Origin of the sequence: Stenotrophomonas sp. SrG, from assembly GCF_050031795.1 — a bacterium.
Lineage (GTDB): Bacteria > Pseudomonadota > Gammaproteobacteria > Xanthomonadales > Xanthomonadaceae > Stenotrophomonas > Stenotrophomonas rhizophila_A.
The window spans coordinates 1-241 of the sequence record NZ_JBNBBE010001001.1; the positions used below are offsets into that span (position 1 = coordinate 1).

The 241-nt window shown below is 64.3% G+C and carries 1 pseudogene; it reads right to left on the reverse strand.

Going from position 1 to position 241, the window contains the following annotated elements:
• Positions 1-241 (reverse strand): annotated as a pseudogene (locus ACQG3P_RS22505) (adhesin); the annotation flags it as partial.

A 241-nucleotide genomic window follows, 5' to 3' on the forward strand; every position in this document is an offset into this window, starting at 1 on the left:
ACGCAGCCAGGGCGTTCTTCTGCTCGTTGTTGTTGCCGGCGGCGCTGTTCACGGCGATGTTGCCGGTGGCGCCGCGGAAGGCGTTGCCGCTGAGGCTGGAGTTGTTGCCCACGCCATCATTCATGGTGGTGTTGCCGGCGCCGTACTGGTTCACGTACACCTGCGCATCGGACATGCCGACGGTGAACGAAGCATCGGCGGCGGACAGCGACGCGGCGTTGTCCTGGGCATTGTTGTCACA